Source organism: Brachybacterium sp. AOP42-C2-15 (assembly GCF_052377065.1).
GTDB lineage: Bacteria > Actinomycetota > Actinomycetes > Actinomycetales > Dermabacteraceae > Brachybacterium.
The window spans coordinates 140,216-160,132 of record NZ_JBQSWK010000006.1 but is presented as its reverse complement, the minus strand read 5'-3'; the positions used below and the strand labels follow the sequence as shown (position 1 = coordinate 160,132).

The following is a 19,917-nucleotide window of genomic DNA, read 5'->3' as shown; positions in this document are numbered from 1 at the left end:
CCCATAGGTCTCAGCCATGCGCTCGATGCTGGTGCCGAACTGACGGTTCACCGATCCAGGGGTCTGGCGGTATCGGAACATCGGCTTCTCGAGCCGGTGGAAACCTACCCCGGCGGCCGTCATGCGCAGCCAGAGGTCGTGATCCTCGCGACCTGATCGCAGGGACTGGTCGTACCCGCCCACGGCGTCGTAGTCGCGGAGCCTGACGACCGCCGCGGCGTGCACCATGTTGTCGAGCACGATGGTACGCGGATCGTAGGGAGGCAGAAGCCAAGGCCGCTCGCCCTGTTCGTCACCGAACAAGACGGCATTGCAATAGACAACGCCCACGGATCGGTCAGCTGCCAGAACCGACATCGCCTCCTCCGCATACTCCGGGGCGATCAGGTCGTCGTCTGCGAGGAAGAGCATGGCATCGGTTCCGAGCTCGGCGCGGCCGGCATTGAATGCGCCTCCGGGACCCCGGTTCTCGATCCTGACGAGGCTGATGCCTCCGCCCTGGTCGATCCTGTCCAGGAACTCGATGGTCTCCTCCCGGGAGCTCCCGTCGTCGACCAGAACGATCTGGTCGGGAGGGAGGGTCTGAGCACGCACGGATGAGAGAGCCTCTTCGAGGTACTCATGCCTGTTGAACACAGGGATCACAACGCCGTAGGTCAGGGCACTGCCTTCTTCGATGTTTGGACTCATTGGCTATCCACTCTCCTGGTCTCGTGCAGCATGTCGTCGACCCGTCCACGGATCGCGGCGATGAACCGATCCTCCCCGAACGCTGCCACGTGGGCTCTGACGTCCTCCCGATCCTCGGGCATGGGAGCTTCCTGGACGGCACTTCGAATGCAAAGTGGGGTCGCTTCGTCGAAGAAGATCCCGTTCACGCCCTCCTCGATGGTGTCGAGATACCCCCCCGCCCGCAGAGCGATCGTTGGCACCCCGTGAGCACCCGCTTCCAGGGGGGTGAGCCCGAAGTCCTCATGGCTCGCGCAGATCAGGGCCGACGCGCGGGCGTACGCCCATCGCATCTGCGCGTCAGAAAGCCCCTCCACAAGGCGCACGTTGGCCGGTGCCATAGCTTGGAGGCGGTCACGCTCGGGACCCTTCCCGACCACCAGCAGTCGATTCTGGGGCATCGAACGGAACGCTTCGATCACCACATCCACGTGCTTGTAAGGCTGGAGCCTTGAGACCACAAGGAAGTAGCCGGGATCATCGGCCCACCCGCTGATCTGGGCGTCGATCCGTTCCTGCGGCCCCTCCGCGACGTCCGGGGAGAAAGGTGGGAACAGGGTTTCGGCTTCAAAGCCGTACACGTTTCTGATCCGCTCCTTCACCACAGAGGAGTTCGCGAGGTAGGAATCCGCCTGGTGCGCAGCTGTCCTGTCCCAGCGCCGCACGAACGGGGACAGGACGGAGAGCGCGAGCCGCTTGGGATCCAAGCGCCCGGCAACGCCGAGGTAATCCTCGGCAAGGTAGAGCCAACGGGCCGGCGAATGGCAGTACACGATCTTCCGTCCCGTGGTCGGGTAGGCGTGCGCCCAGCCAGACGAGGACGCGATCACGACATCCGCATCGATCCTCATCCGCGACGAAGCGGAGGCGAGAAGGGGCAGAGCGATGCGCGGGTCCCGCCGGAAGGCGCCGATGCGGTTCAGTCCGCTCGTGCGGATCCGCATCTCCCGGAACTCCGGGTAGGTCTGTTCGGGTTCGTAGAACAGCGTGTGGATCTCCGCCTCGGGGAACGCCTTGGCGAGGGAGAGCACCACCCGCTCGGCTCCCCCGCGCTGGGTGAGGTAGTCATGGGCGATCGCAACCCGGGGACGACCGGCAGCCGCTGTCCTCCGGGTAGCCGCTGTCCTCCCGGAGGTCGGTTCCGTGGCGGCACCTCTGGAGCTCTCTGCACCCAATGCAGCTCCCTCCACGGCCAGCGCCACCAACTTGCGGCCCACGGCGTTGGGAACCAGGGGGAGCACCTGATCGACAATGCCCGCCACGCGACGCACGCGGTCACCGGTGGAGAGCACATGTGAAGCGATTCCCACGGCCTTCCCCCAGATGCCCTTGCCAGGACCCGCCGCTGGGAGCAGCGCCCCGGGGTGCAGTTGCCTGAACATGGCGCTAGCGGCTCCTGACTCGAATGCCTTGTGCGCGCGGGATGCCGCGGTGCGCGCCGGCCCGTGATGCTCAGCCTCAGCGGCATCTGCGATCACGAGATCGAGCCCGGCCTCGGCAAGGCGGTAGCCGTAGTCGACGTCCTCCCACCCGTAAGCGCGGTATCGGGTGTCGTAGGGGCCCACCTGTTCCCAGGTGTCCCGCGTGATGGAGCAGTTCGCGGCCCACAGCCGCCAGCGCTCCTCAGCGGTCCGGTTCCGGGCAGCGCGGTGAGCACGGTCACCAGCATCGGTGCCATAGGCCCGAGCGTAGGCCGAGTCCCGGTGGATGTCCCGGGTGAGCCCGATGACCCCGACCGCGGGGCCCTGATGGGCGGAGACATGAGCAGAGACGAACGTGGGCGGCACCACCAGGTCGTCGTCGCAGCGGATCAGTACGCGGCCTCGAGCATCGTCGAAGCCGGCGTTGAGCGCCGCCACGCGGCCCCTGTTCTCGGGGAACTCGACGGAGCGCACAGCAATCCGGTTCTCGGCGTCGACCACCGCGGCGGATCCGTCATCCACCCCGTCGATCACCACGATCACCTCGAAGTCAGGGGTGCCCTCCTCCTGCGCAGCGAGTGAATCGAGCAGGGCAGGCAACCGGGCGGCACCTCGATACGAAGGGATCACGACCGAGGCCGCGGGCTCGCCAGCAGTCTTTGGCACCGATACGACGTCGAGCTCGCTCATCGGGCCTCCTTCCTGTCGCCCTGTGCAAGTCCCTGGAGCAGCGATGCGACCCGTCGCCTTCCCGCGGCAGGCGAGTAGTTCTGCTCCCAACGCTGTCGCGAACCCTCGATGACGAGGTCACGGGCAGGCTGCTCCGTCGTGACTGCTTCCACGATCACCCGGGCCAGGTCCTCCGCGTCCCCGGATCGCGCGATCCACGGGTGTCCGGGACCCACCACTTCCGGGAGGGCACCGGCGTCGGAGACCACCACGGGGACACCGGCAGCCATGGCCTCGGCAGCGGTGAGGCCGAAGGTCTCCGCCGCCCGGGATGGGCACACAACGAGATCGACCTGCGTGAAGAAGTCCTCGGGGCGAACCCAGCCCAACCTGTCGATGCGCTCGTCCATGCCAGCCAGTGCCTGTGCAACGGTCTGATCGTCGTTCGCGGTGCCGAAGCGGCTCTCCCCTGCCAGGACCAGACGGAGGGGACGGCCCTCGATGTGATCGATGCTGCCGATGGCGTGTGCGAGGAGATCGACACCCTTCTCCGGCGAGAGTCGGCCCAGGAAGCCGACCCTGATCGGCGCATCCGAACGGGTCGCGTGCGGCTCGTACGGCAGTTCTGCCGTCCAGTTCTCGAACACCTTCGTGTGGGGAAGTCGGGCTGCAATGGTGTGGGAGGGGACCAGTACTCGACGTGCGCCCTTCCGGGCAGGGCCGAGGGCATGCGCTTGCTTGCCCTGCGGGAACCGGTGCAGGTGCGCGATCCGAGGCCCCATTCCCGCAGTGGCGAGTGAGGGCACCAGCCCGTTGCACCACAGGGGAATCGCCCGGTGACGCAGGCGCCAGGCGGTGAGTGCCGCCATGTAGCCAGCTCGCCCGCGGCCGGGGAGGGCAGTCGTCGTGAATCCACGTTCCCTCGCGGCTAAGACCAGTGCGCCGGGCCGTGCCGGGCCGATGACCGTCACACCGATGCCCAGATCATGCAACGCCTCGGCGATGTTCAGGAGCATCACCTCGCCGCCGCCGATGTCACCGTTGTTGGTGGCGATCGCGATTCGACGCTGTGATGCGCCGCGTGCTGAGGCGTGCTTCTCATCGAGAACCAGCCGCCGAGAGGGAAAACCCTGGATCCGGTACTGGGCCACCGCAGTGACCCGGCCCAGTCCAGCCACGAGTCGAGACGCGGCGCCTTTGGCTGCGGGCCGGTCACGCGGAACCGAGCGGAGAAGCGCGAGTGCATCGTCCGCCACGCCACGGAGGGTCGACGTGAGTGTGTACTGGGTCGAGTCGTATGCGGGGAACCTCTTCGCCATCAGTACCCGGCCCTTGCCCAGGAGGTACCGCTTCCGTATGGACGCCCGATTGCCACTGACGGTGAAGCGCACTCGGGCACCGGGTACGTAGATGAGGGGGAACCCGGCTTCCTGCACACGCCAGGACAGGTCCACATCCTCGAAGCCGTACCGCGGAAGGGATTCGTCATAGCCGCCGACGGCGAAGAACAGGTTCCGTGAGATCGCGCAGTTGCAGTTCCCCACATGCGGGCGGTACGGGGTGGCGACGAGTTCTTCTCCGAAGATGTCCGGTCGGGGCTCGCCGTTCTCGCTGCACGCGATGATCCTCCCGCCGGCCAGCTGATCACCGTCAATGGCCGTGGCGAACGCCGAGACCCACTGTGGTTCCACCACATCGTCTGCATCGCAGAACGCGAGCACACGGCCGCGAGCCAGAGAGGCCCCCAGGTTCCGGACCCGTGGGATCCCGGGCTCTGTGCCACCGTCCACCAGCCGGGCTGCCACGTGCGCGTGCTCCGGCTCCTCGATCCATTCGCGGACGAGGTCAGCGGTGGAATCGGTCGATCCGTTGTCGATGACCAGGACCTCGAACGTGGCCTCGCCCTGCTGTGCGTCCAGGGCGTCGAGCTGGCGACGCAGGGTGGCCTCACCGTTGCGGACGCAGATGATCACGCTGACATCGGGTGCTTCGGTGTTGGAGGTGGTCACGAGTGAGCCCCGGCTGCTTCCAGAGCACCGCCCAGCCACGACAGGCTCGACTCCCGCGCGGCCTGGCTGATGGCCTCCGGTTCGCGAACCAGCGGCTGGTCCACGGGGTCCGATGCCGCCCCGAAGGCGGTATCCGCATCGGCACCGAAGGTATGGAGCAGTGTCTCCAGCCGGGCGTCCTGCCCAGGGCCCCGGCGCAGGACCCGCACTGGGGTCTCGAACATGATCGCGAACAAGGTGGCGTGGAAGGAGTCGGTGATGACCTGCTCCGAGTCCCGGATCACCCGCAGGAAGTTCGCTATCCCGTACCAGCGGGACGACAGGGCGAAGGGGGAGATGAGGTCGGCGACCTTCAGCTTCTTCGCCCGTGCGACGGCTCGGACTCCGGAGCGGGTGCTGCCTCCGCTGGACACCAGCAAATAGGTTCCCAGCGTTGGCGACGTGAGTGCAGGCGCCTGATCAGCGATCCGGCTCCATTCCTCGACGCTCAGCAGCAGCGTGGGATCCAGGACCACGGGGACTTCCCGGCCGGTGATCTCGGAGATCAGCCGGGACCCTTCGGACTCTCGGACCGAGATGTGCTCGAATCCCTCCAACATGCGCGCGTAATGGGCCCGGTACCCATCGCTGAGCTGAGCCGTGCCAAGACTTGCTGCGTAGGAGATCCGCTGATGCGGGTGCGCGAAGCGAAGGAAGTCGGTCGGACACCCGCCCCGATACGCCGGGTTCCACACCTGATCAGAGCCCACGATGAAGGAGCCGTAGCGATCCTTCAGAGGTGCAGCGTCACCTGGGCCGCGCACATGGGTGCTCTCGAGGCGCATCCGCGACAGTGTGAACTCCGTCAGGGGGCTGCGCCGACGTTCCTTGGTCGCGCGGGCCGGAACAGTTCTCAGCTCACCGTCGCTCACCGCTTTGAGCACCTTCGCCCCGAGGTCGGTGCCACGCCGAGCTGCTTTGAGAACGACAGAACGATGGCCCTGCCTCGCCGGGGATTCGACGGCCTCCTCCCCGGGGGCAACGGCCTCCTCCCCGGGGGCGACGGGCTCCGCCTCCCGGGGAGCGACCGTCTCCGTCCCTTCCCGCGAGTAGTGGTAGGGCTCGTTCGGGATGACGAAGGGTTCGTGGCCGAGGTCCTCCAGAGCCCGGTACAGCGCAAAGTTCTGCAGCCGGTTGCCCACGTTGGCCATGTCGTGGATGGTGACGATGCCAACCTTCATCAGCAGCTCTCCCTCAGCAGATCAGCCATCAACGTCCACGCACCTTCTTCACCCATCGCGTCAAGCCCGGCAGCCTCGTCCTGACGAACCGCTTGGCACGGGGAACGAGCCCCGCACTGTAGATCTCGCGATACCGCTGGATCTCCGGGGTGATGCGAGAGCGGAACACCTCGAAGCTGCGGGCTCGGAGCGCATCGTCGTACGCTTCGTCGCCAAGGACCACGAAGCGTCGGCGCGCATCGTAGATGCGCTTGCGCTTCGCAGGGATGTTCGAGTTCGGCTGCACTCGCTTGGTCGGCACCGGCTTCCCGGCCTCGATGTCCTGGGCCAGACGGTACGAGAGCCCTTCCCTGCGATGCCGGAGGCCGGCCTCCTGCGACTTCGCAGCGGAATCGGCAGTGATATCGGTAAGGGTCAGCTGCTCCCGCCCGCTGTCGAAGATCGCCGCTGCGTGCGACGACCGGGTGATGACGATGTTGTCGCCTGCGGGATCGGGGGTGAACTGCGAGAGCCAGGCATCGCCGAAAGTGATGTCGGCGGTCTCGTTCATGACGTCATCGCAGTAGTCACAGGCGTTGTACTTGAAGAGTCCCACTCCCCAGTCCGTAGCCAGGTAGTCGTCCTTCGACTCCGTCCTCGTGGTCCCCCCGCCGGACACCGATACGTCGTAGAGGTCGGCGCGAACATCCCCTTCGACGCGGAAGTCGATCTTCTCGAGCTCTCCCGGCTGGATTCCCTTCTCCCAGCCGAGGCTCTCTGCGAATCGGGCCGACTTGAAGTGACCGCAGACGATACCGACGCAGTAGCGCACCCGCTCGCGGAACACAGGGTCCTCCAGCTGAAGCAGGCGGACCGCCTTGATGAAGCAAGGAACACCCACCACCGCGTAGCGGCCGGGATTCTCCCGAACGTGGGACAGCACCCCACTCATCTCGACCGGGTAGTACCGGGTTCCAGCGCCTCCCGCGGCCGACTCGCGGCTGGTGGACACGGAGTACTTGAAGAGCGGACCCGCCGCCCCTCCGCGCGGGGTCACGTGGAGGACACCGTCTATCTCGTCCTCGGCGAGCAGACGGTCCAGGAACCAGCTGGTCATGCCGCCTGAACTGCCATCGCCTCGAAAGCTCCCCGCGTGGACATGGCCTGCGGCCACTGTTTGGTGAACACCCACCTCGGGGTGCTGCTGAGCAGCGGTCGGCTGGATGAAGGCACGTGCGAGGGCGTCCTCGTCGACCTCCGACGAGAACGGACACACCTTCAGGAATGCCCCCTCGGTATCGAGATCGCCGTCTGCAGCCGGGGCTGCCTGGTACCGCCCTTCCGCGTTCATCCGGACCGTGAGGGGCGAGCCGGGAGCACGGCACATGCACCGCAGCCGATGCAGAGACCGGGCTCGACCACCTTCTCAAGCAGTTGCCTGGCTGTACTCATCGCTCAACCCCTTCTGTCGATCTGTCACGTCAGCGCCCGGCGCGCTTCGCACCTTCGGACTGGAATGGACCTGCAGGGCGAATCCGATTGCTATCGCCCAGGAGAGAGTGAGGAACACTTCCCCGAGGCGCAGCGCACACAGCAGCAGCACCAGACCAAGAGCTTGACCGATGATCTGACCGTGAGTGAGCTCGGACTTCCAGGGGCGCACCATGACAGCCACGGTCAACCCGACGATGACAGCGGCCCAGATCCACCCGCCCTCCACCAGCAGCGTCCAATACGAGTTGTGGAAGAACCACACCCTGTACGGCTCATCCGTGAAGGTGATGTACGCCTCCCCCAGTCCGGAACCGAAGAATCCGGCGTCCTGCACCTTGATCTCAGAAGCGGCATCGATGCGCTCTCGGAGCAGGTCCGAACCCTCTCGGTCAGAGAAGGCACCGATCTGCGAGTAGTCCTCCTGCAGCAGTTCTACGAGCCAGTAGATCGCGATCGCAAGGAGGACCCGACCCAGAGCTTTCAGATGAGGGGCGGCAAGCGACCACACGAGCGCTGCGCCCAGTGCAGCGATCGAGGTCCGAGATCCAGTCAGCCACACGGAGTAGGCCAGGAATGAGAAGAGGCCGTACTTGAACCAGGGATTTCTCACGAGGTACAGGACAAGCACGCCTGCGACCGCATAGATGAGGCCCGCAACGTTCTTGTCTCCGATCATGCCCGTCAAGTACTCGCCATACGGGGCCGGCAGCAGCCCGGCCAGGAAGAGCGGCACGTTGACCACCAGGGCAAGGACGAAGCCCCAGAGGCCCGACCTCAGATCAATGCGCCCCGACGCGATGACCATCGCGAACGCGAAGGTGACGGTGAGTCGGATGACCCTGCCCTGCCAGTCCGCGGCGAGTTCTGTCGGCTCCTGGAAGACAGAAAGCGTAGCGACGTAGAACAATCCCAGCGCGAAAACGGGGATGACCCACTGATTGGAACGCAATTCGAAGGTGGGGCGCCTGAACACCGCCAGACCAACGACCGCCGCCATGATGAGATTGCTGATCGGAAAACCGATGGACGGCAACGGGAGCACGGAGTGCGCGATGAGGAGGAAGAACAGCGCGAACTCAAGGATCTTGATCGAGGAGATCTCGTCGACCGCGCTGCGTGCGCTGTCGCGAAGCCGTGCCCCCAAAGCATCCGTGCGATAGTCGGAGGTCGCGCTCACGCCCCCACCTCCTGGTACACCCTCGCGATTCCCTGACACATGTCTCGCACCGATTGTCCGGTACGCCCCGCCTCCGGTCGAGCCTCCAGCTGCATGCCTTGCGACACGATCGCGCTGGCCACGGCGTCGGGATCCGCTGCATCGACAAGGCAACGGGCGGGCACGATCTCTCGGTTGCCCCCCACATCCGTGGCGACCACACCCAGGCCGTAGGCCACCGCGTCCAACAAGGTGTAGGAGAGGTTCTCCCACGCCGAAAGCTGCACCGCCACGTCATGCTCGCGCAGCGCCTGATCGGCATCCACGTGCCCGCAGAACGTCACCGCGTGCTCCACGCACAGCCGCTTCGTGCGCTCCCGCAGCTGCTGTTCCCGCGGCCCGGTACCGGCCACGGTGAGGCTGGCCCCCGGGTGATCCTTCGTGACCAGTGCGAACGCGTCCAGCAGAGCATCGATGCGCTTCTCCGGTGCTAGGCGTGCCAAGGACAGCACCCGCAATCCCGGCGAGCGTTCCGCCCGCTTCCCTGGCCCCTTAGCATCTGGCCCGTCCACCCCATTGCGCACCACCGTCACCGGAGCTCCGCTCCCCCACTGTGCGAGCACCTGCTCTCGCGTGGACTCGCTCACCGCGATCACGTGGTCGGTGCGCCACAGCCGCACCCGGTGCACCCCGGCCTTCACGCGCGCAGCTGCGGCGGAGCCCTGGTACAGGCCCTTCACCCCGGCGATGCCGTGTTCGGTGCTCACCACTCGGATCCGCTGACCGGAAGCACTGCGCACCCCTTGCGCTGCCGCGGCCCCGGCGATGTCCGCGAACGCCAAGTGCGTGTGCAGCACATCCGGCCGCAAACGGCGCAGCGACCCGCGGATCGACCGCACGGCCGTGGCGGCACCGTCAGCCGGGCTCACAGGGCCGGTCACGACGGGCACGCCACGCCCTCGCAACTTGGTGACGAGCGGGCCCTCCGGGCACAGCACCACCAGCCGCCAGCCGGGGATGCCCTCGGTGGCGGCGTCGAGCACGTGGCGCGCCACCCCGGCGAGCTCCGCCACCGGCACCACCCACAGTGCGGTGCGGATCAGAACCACTGCTCGAGCCGGTCCAGTGCGGTGAAGAAGCCTTCGCCGTTGTTGACGTGCCCCATCCATATCTCCGGGATGAACGGCGCGTCAGGGGCGAGGCGGTCCATGCGCTCGGCGAGGTCCTTGAAGTCGACCTCGCCCTCGCCCACCTGAACGCCCTCGCCGTCCACGCCCACCGAGTCCACGATGTGCAGGTGCTCGGTGTGCGGGCCCATCAGGTCGATGTACTCGCTGAAGGGGCGCTGGTAGAAGTTCGCGGCGAGCTTCGAGTGGGACACGTCGAAGGTGAGGCGGCGGCCGTAGGTCTCGCAGAACCACACCGTGTCCTCGGGCTCCATGAACAGGTTGTGGAACTGCTGGCCGCCCATCAGCCACGGGAACGGCGGGACGGTCTGCGGAGTCAGGCGCACCCCGGCCTCGTCGATGCGCTCAAGGCCCCGCTGCACCCGCTCGTACAGCGGGTAGCGCTCCTCTGCGCACAGGTGACGATCGGGCAGGAAGCCGCCCATCGTCACCACGACGATCGGATCCTCCTCGCAGGTGAAGTGCTCACGCATGTCGCGCGTCATGTCGATGACGCGCTGCACCTCGTGGATCGAGCGCTCCCAGATCGCGTCATCCGGGGAGGCGAGGTCGATGAGGAAGTCGCCGGGGTACAGGTCCGGGGCGTGCACGGTGAAGAACTGCGGCAGCTTCTCCCCCGCCTCGAAGAACTGGCCCAGCTCGAGGTCCATGTCCTTCCCGCTCTGGTGGAACTCGAGGAAGTCCGGCTCGGACACCTCCAGCAGTGCGCGGAAGTCGTGGAAGCGCACCGGCAGGCCCCAGGGGCGGTGGAAGCTGTAGTCGCTCCGGGACTGCGGACGGCCCGCGAGGTCGCCGGGGTAGAAGAAGTCCCCGGCGGGCACGTCGCGATGCAGGGTGACGCCGAGAAGTGCCTCCCGGCGATGGGGCTGCAGGCCGCGGCCGGGGCTCTTGACCTCGACGTCCGTCGCGGTGACGACGTCGCCGATATGCAGATCCCGTGCGGCCACGAGCGACTTGGCGAGGTTGACTCGGTTCATCAGCTCTCCGGTGGAGACCTCGCGCGGCCTGTCGGTGCCGAGAGCTTCTTCCACCTCGCGGATCTCGCGAACCATCGTCGTGAGCTCCTCGGGCAGCAGGGAGACCTTGTGGTCCGTGCCTTCGAGGGTCTTGTCCAATGTCACGTGCTTCTCGATGATGTTCGCCCCGCGGGCCACCGCGGCGACCGGCACGTGCCAGCCGCGTTCGTGGCCGGAGTAGCCCACCAGGCAGTCGCCGAGCTCGGCGAGCCGCCCCATGTACCGCAGGTTCAGGTCCTTGTAGGGCGCGGGGTAGGTCGACTGTGTCTGCAGCAGGGCGAAGGGTGCACCCTGGCCGCGCAGCACGTCGACCGCGGCCGTGATCTCCTGTTCGCTGCTCATACCGGTGGAGACGATCATCGCCGCTCCGAAGCCGGCCACGTGGCTGAGGAGGTCGTGGTTGGTGAGATCGGCGGAGGCGATCTTGTAGCCGGGCATCCCGTAGCGGTGCAGTGCATCGGCGGAGGGGATGTCCCAGGGCGTGCAGATCACGTCGACGTCGCGGGCGGCGCAGTGGTCGAACACGCGGTACATGTCCTCCGCTGAGAGGGAGTACTTGCTCAGCAGGTTCATCGTGTACTGCGGGCCCAGGTCCTCACCGGCGTCGCCGGCGCTACTGGTGCGGTACAGCGCCGCCATGTCCCGCAGCTGGAACTTCACGGTGTCCACTCCAGCCGCGGCACACTCGTCCACGAGCTTCTTCGCGAGCTCGACATCGCCCTGGTGGTTGTTGCCGATCTCGCCGATGATCAGCGCCGGATGGTCCTCGCCCACGGTACGGCGGCCGATGGTGAGGGTGCGGGTGTCGGGGGTCGCGATCGCGGTGAGCCGGCCGCGCTCGTCCACCACCGGGATGCGGTCTACGCCCCGGCCGAACAGTGCGGTGATCTCCTCCACGGGCGCACCGGGGGCGACCGCGACGAAGTCCGGGTTGGCTGCGTCCACGGCGAGCGCACCGAGGTCGGGCGTGGGCTGGGCAACCAGCCAGCGGCGCACGTCGCCGTCGCTGAGGGTGCCCCGCACGGTGCCGTGCTCGTCGACGAGGAACACCACCCGGGACTGGTTTTCGGTGATGCGGCGCAGGGCGTCGAGGACTGTGGCCTGCACGTCCACCGTGTAGGGCGCGGTATGGCGATCGAGGATCACGTGGTTCTCCATCCGAGTCGGGTGAGCATGCTCTCGGCGGCCGCGACGTCGGTGAGGGTGTCGATGTCCACGCCCTCCACCTCGTCCAGGACGAACAGTCCAGTGCGGCCGCCGATGCGGTTCTCATGGGTGCGGTAGATGTGCGGCGCCGTGACGTACAGGCTGCCGTTCTCGAAGTAGTGGAGCTGCTCGGGGGTGAGCTCCTGCCGGCGGGGCCGGGCGGTCACGTCGTAGGCGGGGCGGGCGCTCTGTTCGGAGGATTCCGGCAGACGCCAGAAGAAGGGCGACTCCGGCACCACACCCACCAGCGAGTCCACCCCCGCGCGGCGGAACTCGGCGATGGCGCGGCGAATCGTGTCCGGCCGGCGCACCGGGGAGGTGGCCTGCAGAAGCACCACCGCCTCCAGCTGCGCACCGTCACCCTCGACGACGTCCATGGCGTGCAGGACGGTCGGTTCGGTGGCGGCGGTGTCGGTGGCGAGCTCGGCTGGCCGGTCGATCACGCTCGCACCGTGCTCGCGTGCCACGGCCGCGATCTCGGCATCCTCGGTGGAGACGGCGACGATCACCTCGCCGTCACCACGGGCTTCGAGGGCCTGGGCGATGGTCCAGGCGATCAGCGGTTTCCCGCCGACGGGCAGGAGGTTCTTGCGGGGGATGCCCTTGGAGCCACCGCGGGCGGGGATCACGGCCAACACGCTCATGCGGACCCCTCGAGCACCTGGGCGATCACGCGGGAGGGTTCGTCGGCCGGGACCTGCGGGGCAGGAGTGGGTTCCCCTCCGAAGCGGCGCATCCCGTAGCGGTCCCAGAACTCGTGCACCCAGGCGGGGGCCCGGATGGCCTCGACCCAGGCGGGGAGGCCCCGCATCGCCGCTTCGAGCACGCCGGTGGAGAACACGCCCACGACCGGCTGGCGCAGCTCGTGCAGCGGGAGACTCGGATCCTGGAACTCGATGCCGCGCCGCCGCATGAGCGAGTGCGCACTGCGGGACAGGACGTCGGTCTCGGCAGGGTGGGGGCGGTACAGAGCGCTCTCACGGCGGCAGAAGCGATAGGCGGTGCCGGCGGTGATTCGTCGTGGGAGCTCCGCGCCGTGCATCTGGCCCAGGAACACGATCTGCTCGTCGATCTCGTCGCCGAGTTCGTCGGCGTCATGGCCTGCCTGCCACAGCAGCTGAGAGCCGACGGTCCGAACCTCGAGATCGTCACGACCCGAGCGGTAGAACTGGGCGTCCGCATCGCTCCAGGCGAGCAGGGTGGTGCGGGGCGGCAGCGGCGGGGCGAAGGGGGTGAGCGCCCCGTGCTGCACGACGGCGGCCGGGATGTCGTGCTCGAGCGCCCAGGCGTGGGCCAGGCGGCCCACCTGCAGGTGCCAGCCGATGCTGAGCACGGAGGCGATGCCGCGGGTCTCCAGCAGCTCGCGGGGTGAGGCGACGGTCTGCCGTGTCCATTCCTCGCCGGTGAGTTCGGGCAGGTCCACAGCGGCCGGGGCGAGCACGTCCACGGCGACGCTGAGGTAGGGCAGGGCGGTGAGCAGGCTGATCCGGGAGGTGGGGGACGCGGAGTCCACCGCGATCAGGATCCGGTTGCTGGTCTCGGCACCGTCCCGGGAGTGCAGCACCAGGCTCGGCTGCTGCGGGGCATCGCCGCGGCGGGAGCGGATAGCCCCGGTGACGGTGTGCTTGAGCTGGCGGGCGCGGTGGCGAGACGTCTGCCATTCCTGCCAGCGCTCGAGGCTGCGGGGGTGGATCAGTGCCATAGGGCGTCGACCTCCTCGAGGCGATGGTCGAAGGTGTGCTCGGCCAGGGTGCGTCGGCGACCCGCCTCGCGCATCCGCTCGGCCCAGGCGGTGTCGTGCAGGGCGCGGCGGGCGAGGTCGGTGAGCTCGTCGATGTCGTGCCAGACGGCCACCTCGGTGTCCACCTCGTAGAACTGGTCCACGTCATCGCGGTCCACGAGCTGTACGCCGCCCATGCCGGGGATCTCGAACGTGCGCATGGCGTGGCCGTTCTGGAGGCCGTGGATGGCCACGGCCGCGGCTGCCTCGGCATGGATCTGGTAGGCGCGCTCGAGCGGCACCTCCCGGGAAGAGGTGAACGGGGGGCGCTTCCAGGAGAAGGTGCGGGCCCGATCGATCACGTGGCGGGAGAAGTCGCGGCCCCAGGCGTGGACGGGCAGGCCCCGCTCCCCCAGGGTCTGGAGAGTCTCGAGGCGGTTGTCGTAGCCGGAGCCGATGAACACGATCTCGCCAGAGCGGTGCCCGGTGGGCGCGGCGCGGTGCGGGTCGAAGGCGTTGGGGACGAAGTGCGCGTCCACTCCGCGGCGCTGCAGCTCCTCGGTCTCGGAGCGGGCGTAGTCCACCACGGGGCCCACGGAGCGCAAGAAGTCGTCGGTGTAGTCGTGGCGGTGCAGGTCGTCGTACAGCCACAGGATTCGCGGGGTGTCGTCGAGGGCGTCCCAGAAGCGGTCGTCGAGCCCGTCACCCTTAATGATGACCACCCTGTCCGGCTGGACGTCGCGCATCATCGCGATCACCCGATCGGTGAGGCGGCGATTCTCCGAGCTCTGGCGGTCGGTGGCCAGGCGCAAGCGTTCCGGGAGCTGCACGGTCGCCTTGAGGCGCACCTTCTCCGCCATGGTGTCGTAGGCGTCGTACCGCGCGGTGTGGACCTCGTAGCCGCGGCGGGCGAAGGCATCACCGATGCTCTGCCAGTAGCCGTGGAAGGAGGGGGAGATCAGCAGCAGCCGAGGTGTGGTGCTCATCGTGGCAGCTCCGTCCCGGCCTGGTGGATCAGCTGCAACTCCTCGCGGGCCACGGCGAGGGGGCGCACGTCGCGCCCAGCTGCTCTTCTGCCAGCATTCCACACCAGGTTCGCGCCCGTGGCCAGGGACATCCCAGCTCGCAGCAGGTGCAGATTGCCGTGCTTGCGGGCGTAGCGCATGCGGGCGCCCACCAGCCAGCGGCGCCGTCGCTGCTCATTGCCCGAGGACGCGCCGCCCACGTGGCAGACCTCGAGGTCCGCGTCGAGCAGGGAGGGGATCCCCGCCCGGCGCAGGCGCAGCTGGAGATCGACTTCCTCCGTGTACATGAAGTAGCCCTCGTCGAAGCCGCCGATGCTGCGTACCTGCGTGAGCGGCAGCAGCAGAACGGCTCCGGAGACCCAGTCCACGGGGATCATCCCGGCGCCGCGCTCGGCGTCGAGGTCGTGTCCCACGGCGCGGTGCAGCACATCGCGGTGGCGCTGGGAGGCGAGCGGGACCAGCCATTCGACGACCTGGTGGCCGATGGTCGGGAAGTATCGGGCGGAGTATCCGGAGCTGCCCTCGGGGCTCACTATGCGGCAACCGACCACGGCCGGCTGCCACGGCGCGGCATGTGCCAGCAGTGCGCGACAGAAGCCCTCTGGGATCTCGAGGTCGGAGTTGAGCACCAGGGCGTGCTCGATCGCCGGAGTCTGAGCCAGTGCGGCGAGGCCGGTGTTCACGGCAGCACCGAAACCGCCGTTGGCCTCCCGGCGCAGCAGTTCGACCCCGTCGGGGAGGTCGCCGGCGTCGACCGGCTGGGGGCTGGCGTCATCGACCACCACCACCCGGGCAGCTCGATCCGCGGTGGTGACCGAGGGGCCGGCCAGTGCGGTCAGCAGGGGCAGCACCGGGGCGATGTCGCCGTGCACGGGGATGACCACCCCGAGCTGCTCGAGGGTCACTCCTGTTCCCGGTCCGCGGGAGCGGCGCGGCGGCGCCGGGAGCGCTGGGGCGGTTCGGTCGGGCTGGACGTCGCGGGAGCGAGCGGCTCGGCAGGCCCGTCGGCCTGCTCGACGTCCACATCCTCGGCGTCCGGTACGAGCGCGCCGTCGTCGTAGCCGGTGGCGGCGCCGTAGCCGTAGGTGCCGTAGGCGGCGTACCCGTATTCGGCGTCGCCGTAGGCCAGGCGGGTGAAACGGCTCGCGGATGCGCGGTTCAGGACCACGCCGTAGACCTTCGCGCCGATCCCGCGGATCGCCTCGACCGAGCGGGTCAGGCCGATCATCCGGCTCTTCCCGGGCACGCCTATGAGGATCGCGCCGTCGGCGTGCCGGGCCAGCAGCTGCGCATCGGTGACCGCGAGCACCGGGGGCGCATCGATGATCACGAAATACTCGCGGGAGAGTTCCGTGATGAGCTCCTTCATGCGCCGGGAGCCCAACAGCTCGGAGGGGTTCGGCGGCACCTGCCCGGCGGGCAGCAGCGTCAGCTTCGCCACCGAGGAGTGCTGTGCGGCGTCCTCGAGGCTCACCGAGGCGGCCAGCAGCTGCGACAGACCGATCGCACCGTCCACGCCGAACTGATCGGCCACCATCGGGCGGCGCAGGTCCGCATCGATCAGGAGGGTGGGCTGACCGGCGCGGGCCATCACCCGGGCCAGGTTCGCGGCCACCACGGACTTGCCCTCGCCGGGGGCGCTCGAGGTGACCACGATCGAGCGCGGAGGCTCGTCCACATCCACGTACCGCAGATTGGTGCGCAGCTTGCGGATCGCCTCCCGGGCGCCGAAGGCCTTCGGCTCCGGCAGCGTGCCGTCCTTCGCCCGGATCATCTCCTTGGCCTCCGGCAACGTGCCCAGGACCGGCAGATCGAGGGCTTCGGTGATGTCATCGGCGGTACGGATCCGCGAGTCGTTGCGATCGCGCAGCCAGGCGACGCCGAGCGCGATCAGCAGCCCGGCCGCCGCGCCGGCGGCGAGATACCGGTTGCGGTCCGGGGAGACCGGCGCACCTGGCACCACGGCGTTCTGGTACGTGGTCAGCTGCACGCTGACCGCAGCGTCCTCGTTGCCGCCGGTCTCGAGCGCATGAGCTTCCGCGGCGGTCGCCTCGACTGCTGCGTTGGCGATCGCTGAGGCCTCCTCCGGAGAGCCTGCCGTCGCGCTCACCGTGATGATCGGGGCGTTGGGGTCCAGCTGGGTCTGGAGGGAGCCGGCGACGGCATCGGGGTTCGAGGAGAGGCCCAGCTCGTCCACGATGCTCTGCCCCACCGCCCGGGTGTTGAACAGCGGCAGGTACGACTGCGCCTTCGAGTACTGGAACTGCATGTTCCCGCTGGCCTGTTGGATCGGGTTGCCGGCCTCGTCCGTCTGCGCGCTCGCGGAGACATAACCGAGAGCACTGGCGGAGTAGACCTCCGGTTTCGTGTACGAGAAGCCGAAGCCAGCGGCGGCACCGATCACGGTGATCACCACGAGCAGGAGCAGGTTGCGCAGAAGCAGCCTGAGGAAGTCTTCGATGGTCACCGGCACTCACCGTTCACGCTGCAGAAGGGGGGGGTCCGGGCCATCGTAGGTGAGCGCGGCAGAACTCTGTCCGGTTCGACCACGACCAATGGTCACGACTTGGGAACCTGTGCCCCGGATGAGCCGCTACTCACCGGTAACGGGCTCGTCGTCAGCGCTTGAGGTGCTCTCCCAGCGCCGCGAACTGGTCCCTGGGAACGCAACCCGCCTCGCGGATCTTCGAAAGGTCCAGCGTCGACTGCGCCGGGCGCGGCGCGATACCGGTCTTGCCGGTGTAGTACTCGGCCGTGGTCACGGGCCGCACCCGCGCGGGATCGTGGCCGGTGAGCGTGTAAACCTCTGCGGCGATGCGGGCCCAGCTGACGGGCTCGCCCTCGCAGGTGACGTTATAGGTCCCCGCGGCGGGGCGAGCGGTGAGCAGGTGATCGATCGCAGCGGCGAGATCGGTCGTGAAGGTGAGCCGGCCGATCTGGTCATCGACCACGGCCGGGTCGATGCCGCGCTCGGCAAGGCTCGCCATCGTGGCCACGAAGTTGCTGCCCTCACCGATCACCCAGCTGGTGCGCACGATGTAGTGCTCGGGCAGTGAGCCGGCCAGCTGATCGCCGGCAGCTTTGGTCTGCCCGTAGACACCCAGCGGACTCGGCGGCTCATCCTCGTGGTGCCGCTCGGCGGTGCCGTCGAAGACGTAATCGCTCGAGACGTGCACGAGCGTGGCGCGGTGGGTACGGGCAGCCTCGACCAGGCGCGCAACAGCGGTGACGTTCACGGCCCAGGCCTCGCGCCGGCCCTCGACGGTCTCGGCAGCGTCGACCGCAGTGAACGCGGCGGCGTTGATGATCACGCCGTAGGGCGAGAAGTCGAAGGCATCGAGGCTCGAGGGATCGACGAGGTCCAGGCGGGTGCGGTCCACGATGTCGACGTCGGCCCGCCCGGCCCAGAGCGCGGCGAGGGCTCGGCCCAGCTGGCCGTTCCCGCCGGTCACCAGGGTGCGGCGCGGCGGGACGGGCACCACATCGGCCAGGCGCGGGTGGTGCTGGTCCTTGGCGGAGAGCTCCGCTTGCGGCAGCGGGATCGGCCAGGGGATCGCGGCGGTCTCATCGGCCAGGTGCAGGAAGGTGTACTGCGACTGCGCCGCCGCAGTCCAGTGGTCATTGACCAGGTAGGTGTAGGCGGCGGGCGCCTCTAGAGTCTGGAAGGCGTTGCCCACACCGCGGGGCACGAAGATCGCCACGTCGGGGGTGATCTCGTGCCAGTAGGTCGCACCGAAGCTGAGCCCCTCGCGCAGATCCACCCAGGCGCCGAACACGCGGCCGGTCGCGACCGAGATGTACTTGTCCCATGGCTCGGCGTGGATCCCTCGGGTCACGCCCACGGCCTGGTTGAAGGAGATGTTGTTCTGCACCGGCCCGAAATCGGGAAGTCCGGCCGCGAGCATCTTCTCCCGCTGCCAGTTCTCCTTGAACCAACCCCGCGCATCACCATGCACGGGCAGGTCGATCACCAGCAGGCCCGGGATCGGGGTGGGGTGGACAGCTAGCTCGGTCATGAGGTCCTCTCGATGGCGCGGCGGCGGGAGGTCCGTGCGGTCACTGACCGGTGGCCTGGTACTTCGCCTCAGTGGCAGCCTTCTGCGGACGCCACCAGCTCTCATTGTCTCGGTACCAGTCGATCGTCGCCGCCAGGCCCGCCTCGAAGTCCTCGAACCGTGGGGACCAGCCCAGCTCCTCGCGCAGCGCGGTCGCGTCGATCGCATAGCGCAGGTCGTGCCCAGGGCGGTCGGTGACGTGGTCGTAGTCCCCCTCGTTCCGGCCCATCAGGCGCAGGATCAGTTCGACGACCTGCTTGTTGTTCTTCTCCCCGTCGGCCCCGATGAGATAGGTGCGGCCGATCTCCCCCGCCTCGAGGATCCGCAGCACCGCGCTGGAGTGGTCCTCGGCGTGGATCCAGTCGCGCACGTTCAGTCCCTCCCCATACAGGCGGGGGCGGATCCCGTCGATCAGGTTCGTGATCTGGCGCGGGATGAACTTCTCCACGTGCTGGCGCGGGCCGTAGTTGTTCGAGCAGTTCGAGAGCGTCGCCTGCACCCCGAAAGACCGCACCCACGCCCGCACCAGCAGGTCACTGCCCGCCTTCGTGGCGGAGTAGGGGCTGGAGGGGTTGTACGGGGTGGTCTCGGTGAACCGCTCGGGCGTATCGAGGGCGAGATCGCCGTACACCTCGTCGGTCGAGATGTGATGGAACCGCGCCCCGTGCCGGCGCACCGCCTCCAGCAGCGTGAAGGTCCCGATGAGGTTCGAGGCCAGGAACGGCGCAGGATCGTGCAGGGAGTTGTCGTTGTGGGACTCGGCTGCGTAGTGCACCACGGCGTCGGCCTGCGCGACCAGCGGATCGACCGTCGCCGCGTCCGCCACGTCCCCCACCACCAGGCGCACCCGGTGCTCCGGCAGTCCGGCGAGGGAGGAGCGATGCCCTGCGTAGGTGAGCTTGTCGAGCACCGTCACCGTGTCCTCGGTGTGCGCGATGACGTGGTGGACGAAGGCGGAGCCGATGAACCCGGCCCCTCCCGTGACGAGCAGATGACGCGACATGGACGTACCTCCAGAACAGGACCCGCGG

16 protein-coding genes are annotated in these 19,917 nt (G+C 68.1%); all 16 read right to left on the bottom strand.

What is annotated here, in order from left to right; translation table 11 throughout:
• A partial coding sequence (locus tag ACT3SQ_RS05320; RefSeq protein ID WP_444502396.1) for a glycosyltransferase family A protein occupies positions 1–690 on the bottom strand: 690 nt, incomplete at its 3' end.
• The gene (locus tag ACT3SQ_RS05315) at positions 687–2,840 is read right to left on the bottom strand and encodes a glycosyltransferase (protein WP_441444817.1); all 2,154 of its coding nucleotides are present in this window, start codon (positions 2,838–2,840) and stop codon (positions 687–689) included. The genes ACT3SQ_RS05320 and ACT3SQ_RS05315, both read right to left, overlap by 4 nt.
• Complete coding sequence (locus ACT3SQ_RS05310) at positions 2,837–4,828, bottom strand: glycosyltransferase (RefSeq protein ID WP_441444818.1); 1,992 nt, start codon at positions 4,826–4,828, stop codon at positions 2,837–2,839. The genes ACT3SQ_RS05315 and ACT3SQ_RS05310 overlap by 4 nt, the downstream gene beginning before the upstream one ends.
• Positions 4,825–6,048, bottom strand: coding sequence for a polysaccharide pyruvyl transferase family protein (locus ACT3SQ_RS05305; protein ID WP_441444819.1), 1,224 nt, complete (start codon positions 6,046–6,048; stop codon positions 4,825–4,827). Before ACT3SQ_RS05305 ends, ACT3SQ_RS05310 begins: the two co-directional genes overlap by 4 nt.
• Before the next feature lie 28 nt (positions 6,049–6,076).
• On the bottom strand, positions 6,077–7,378 hold the full coding sequence (locus ACT3SQ_RS05300; RefSeq protein ID WP_442332677.1) for a Coenzyme F420 hydrogenase/dehydrogenase, beta subunit C-terminal domain: 1,302 nt from the start codon (positions 7,376–7,378) through the stop codon (positions 6,077–6,079).
• Positions 7,375–7,479: a 4Fe-4S binding protein gene (locus tag ACT3SQ_RS05295; RefSeq protein ID WP_441444821.1), complete on the bottom strand. Its 105-nt coding sequence runs from the start codon at positions 7,477–7,479 to the stop codon at positions 7,375–7,377. The genes ACT3SQ_RS05300 and ACT3SQ_RS05295 overlap by 4 nt, the downstream gene beginning before the upstream one ends.
• Positions 7,454–8,698, bottom strand: coding sequence for an ABC transporter permease (locus tag ACT3SQ_RS05290; protein WP_441444822.1), 1,245 nt, complete (start codon positions 8,696–8,698; stop codon positions 7,454–7,456). Before ACT3SQ_RS05290 ends, ACT3SQ_RS05295 begins: the two co-directional genes overlap by 26 nt.
• Positions 8,695–9,786: a glycosyltransferase family 4 protein gene (locus tag ACT3SQ_RS05285; protein WP_441444823.1), complete on the bottom strand. Its 1,092-nt coding sequence runs from the start codon at positions 9,784–9,786 to the stop codon at positions 8,695–8,697. The genes ACT3SQ_RS05290 and ACT3SQ_RS05285 overlap by 4 nt, the downstream gene beginning before the upstream one ends.
• Entirely contained in the window at positions 9,777–12,026 is a 2,250-nt protein-coding gene (locus ACT3SQ_RS05280) for an N-acetylneuraminate synthase family protein (protein ID WP_444502395.1), read from the bottom strand. The genes ACT3SQ_RS05285 and ACT3SQ_RS05280 overlap by 10 nt, the downstream gene beginning before the upstream one ends.
• Positions 12,023–12,730 carry an acylneuraminate cytidylyltransferase family protein gene (locus ACT3SQ_RS05275; RefSeq protein ID WP_444502394.1) on the bottom strand — a complete coding sequence of 236 codons (708 nt, stop codon included), beginning with the start codon at positions 12,728–12,730 and terminating at the stop codon, positions 12,023–12,025. Before ACT3SQ_RS05275 ends, ACT3SQ_RS05280 begins: the two co-directional genes overlap by 4 nt.
• A complete protein-coding gene (locus ACT3SQ_RS05270; protein ID WP_442332836.1) occupies positions 12,727–13,788 on the bottom strand; it encodes a hypothetical protein in 1,062 nt (353 codons plus the stop codon). The genes ACT3SQ_RS05275 and ACT3SQ_RS05270 overlap by 4 nt, the downstream gene beginning before the upstream one ends.
• Complete coding sequence (locus ACT3SQ_RS05265; protein WP_442332835.1) at positions 13,779–14,792, bottom strand: CgeB family protein; 1,014 nt, start codon at positions 14,790–14,792, stop codon at positions 13,779–13,781. Before ACT3SQ_RS05265 ends, ACT3SQ_RS05270 begins: the two co-directional genes overlap by 10 nt.
• Positions 14,789–15,736 (bottom strand): glycosyltransferase family 2 protein, encoded by a 948-nt coding sequence (locus ACT3SQ_RS05260; RefSeq protein WP_442332834.1) that lies wholly within the window; start codon positions 15,734–15,736, stop codon positions 14,789–14,791. Before ACT3SQ_RS05260 ends, ACT3SQ_RS05265 begins: the two co-directional genes overlap by 4 nt.
• Positions 15,733–17,298 (bottom strand): polysaccharide biosynthesis tyrosine autokinase, encoded by a 1,566-nt coding sequence (locus ACT3SQ_RS05255; RefSeq protein ID WP_442332833.1) that lies wholly within the window; start codon positions 17,296–17,298, stop codon positions 15,733–15,735. The genes ACT3SQ_RS05260 and ACT3SQ_RS05255 overlap by 4 nt, the downstream gene beginning before the upstream one ends.
• A 151-nt stretch (positions 17,299–17,449) precedes the next feature.
• Positions 17,450–18,847 (bottom strand): sugar nucleotide-binding protein, encoded by a 1,398-nt coding sequence (locus ACT3SQ_RS05250; protein ID WP_444600897.1) that lies wholly within the window; start codon positions 18,845–18,847, stop codon positions 17,450–17,452.
• A gap of 40 nt (positions 18,848–18,887) precedes the next feature.
• The gene (rfbB, locus tag ACT3SQ_RS05245) at positions 18,888–19,889 is read right to left on the bottom strand and encodes a dTDP-glucose 4,6-dehydratase (RefSeq protein ID WP_444599215.1); all 1,002 of its coding nucleotides are present in this window, start codon (positions 19,887–19,889) and stop codon (positions 18,888–18,890) included.
• Positions 19,890–19,917 lie beyond the last annotated feature (28 nt).

What these genes read in the sequence shown, in the direction of transcription:
- ACT3SQ_RS05315 (WP_441444817.1), bottom strand. Translation starts at nt 2,840, where the DNA reads ATGAGCGAGCTCGACGTCGTATCGGTGCCAAAGACTGCTGGCGAGCCC.
- ACT3SQ_RS05305 (WP_441444819.1), bottom strand. Translation starts at nt 6,048, where the DNA reads ATGAAGGTTGGCATCGTCACCATCCACGACATGGCCAACGTGGGCAAC.
- ACT3SQ_RS05300 (WP_442332677.1), bottom strand. Translation starts at nt 7,378, where the DNA reads ATGAACGCGGAAGGGCGGTACCAGGCAGCCCCGGCTGCAGACGGCGAT.
- ACT3SQ_RS05295 (WP_441444821.1), bottom strand. Translation starts at nt 7,479, where the DNA reads ATGAGTACAGCCAGGCAACTGCTTGAGAAGGTGGTCGAGCCCGGTCTC.
- ACT3SQ_RS05275 (WP_444502394.1), bottom strand. Translation starts at nt 12,730, where the DNA reads ATGAGCGTGTTGGCCGTGATCCCCGCCCGCGGTGGCTCCAAGGGCATC.
- ACT3SQ_RS05270 (WP_442332836.1), bottom strand. Translation starts at nt 13,788, where the DNA reads ATGGCACTGATCCACCCCCGCAGCCTCGAGCGCTGGCAGGAATGGCAG.
- ACT3SQ_RS05265 (WP_442332835.1), bottom strand. Translation starts at nt 14,792, where the DNA reads ATGAGCACCACACCTCGGCTGCTGCTGATCTCCCCCTCCTTCCACGGC.
- ACT3SQ_RS05250 (WP_444600897.1), bottom strand. Translation starts at nt 18,847, where the DNA reads ATGACCGAGCTAGCTGTCCACCCCACCCCGATCCCGGGCCTGCTGGTG.
- rfbB (WP_444599215.1), bottom strand. Translation starts at nt 19,889, where the DNA reads ATGTCGCGTCATCTGCTCGTCACGGGAGGGGCCGGGTTCATCGGCTCC.